Source organism: Pseudomonas sp., from assembly GCF_050739655.1.
Classification (GTDB): Bacteria; Pseudomonadota; Gammaproteobacteria; order Pseudomonadales; family Pseudomonadaceae; genus Aquipseudomonas.
Genome location: NZ_JBOIBY010000727.1, coordinates 1 through 1,634, shown reverse-complemented (window position 1 = coordinate 1,634; position 1,634 = coordinate 1). Strand labels below are relative to the sequence as shown.

Annotated in this window: 1 protein-coding gene; it reads right to left on the bottom strand. The window is 58.5% G+C overall.

All coding sequences use genetic code 11. From position 1 onward, the window contains the following. Positions 1 to 222 precede the first annotated feature (222 nt). Positions 223 to 1,314, bottom strand: a complete 1,092-nt coding sequence (locus ACRESJ_RS34325; protein WP_431761851.1) for an IS5 family transposase — start codon at positions 1,312 to 1,314, stop codon at positions 223 to 225. Positions 1,315 to 1,634 lie beyond the last annotated feature (320 nt).

The window sequence follows — 1,634 nt, the reverse complement described above, 5'->3', positions numbered from 1 at the left end:
ATTCGCACCACCTCGAGGCAAACAATGCTCGTTGCCCTGGGAACGTTTCTCGTGGCCCTGTTTACTGCTGGCCTGTTCGCAATCGAGTTGTGGCTCCAGCCTTAACAGCCTGATGCAAAACAGGGCTGTGGTTCGGATGTGATGGATGTTTGCATGTTCATGGGCTGCGATGGGGGTAAATCTATGGTGCGTCAAGCCGCATGCGGTGGCGCGTTGCCTAAGCTACGTTGCGCCGATGGGGGCGAGTTTCGCCATGCGCAGCAGGTTGTAGGCGCAAGCCGCCAGAGTGGCATGCAACTGGACGCGCGCCTGGCCTATAAAGCGGGTCTTTCTCAAGCCCCCGTAAGTTTTAAGCCAGCCGAAGATCTCTTCGACGCGCTTACGCTTTTTCTGACTCACGGCATAGCTTTTGTGGCGCGTAGTGCGGGCATCAAGTCCAGGTGTCTTGCGTGCGTCGATGCGGGCGATGTGCGGGGCGATGCCGCGGCGGCGACAGCGGGCGATGAACGCTTTGACACAATAGCCTTTGTCGCCGCCGACGGTTTTTATCGGCCAGCGCCGCTGGCGCGTGCGTCCCAACAGTCGGTCGGCGATGCGGTGCTCGGCTGCGGTGGCATCGGTCACCTCCAGTTCGGTGCACAGCCCGTGGCGATTGTCCATCAACACGTGCGCCCCATAAGACAGCTTGGCCGGCTGGCCGTTACCTTTGCGCATGAGTTTGGCCCCTGGGTCAGTGGTACTTGTATGCGTGGCGTTGGCCCTGCGTTCGCCTTTCCAGTCGCGCATGCCACTGCCGTCACCGCCATCCGACGGTGGACCCTCGTCGTCGCGGCGCTTGAGGCTCTTAAGCGAGGCCAGCGCCTCGAGCAGCGTGCCATCCACCGTGAAGTGCTCGGTCGAAAGCAAGCCTTCAGCGTTGGCCTGTGCCAGCACCGCGTTGAAGAAGCGCCGCGCGACCGGGCTTGCCACCAGCCGCGCCCGCAGCCGCGAAAAATGGCTTTGATCAAGCCCGGCTTCATCCAACGACAGGTCCAGAAACCAGCGATACAACAGGTTGTAATCCAGCTGCTCGCAAAACGCCCGATCCGAACGGATGCTGTACAACGCAATCAGCAACTGGCCTTTAAGCAGCCGCTCCGGCGCGATCGACGGCCGGCCGGTATGCGAGTACAAGGCATCCAAGTCTTTGCCAATCAAATTCAACGCCGCCTCGACACGCGCCTTGATCGCGCGCAGTGGATGTTGCGCAGGCACCCGCTCGGCCGGTGAAAAATAACAAAACATCCCGCTCTGAGCAGCAACCCGGCCACGCATCGGTATCCTCCTTATCTTATCTTCAATACAACCCATCACACCATGAATCGAGGCGTTTTGCATCAGGCTGCTAGACTCACAAGCCAAGTTCTTTGGCAAGATGGACATACATCGATTCAACTCCGCATTTGTACTGTGGTATCGCGCGTTATGGGACAAGATCTTTGGTGCTCTGCTCTTGATGTACGCCCCAGACAAGTACGAGAGTTTCGCCTCCGCAAAGAGCAAGAGGAGAGCATTCTTCAAGTACTCGCAAGACGTTACAGAAATCCCACAGGGTTTCTGCGTGCTTGCTCGTGAAGTTCGACAATGAGTTCAGG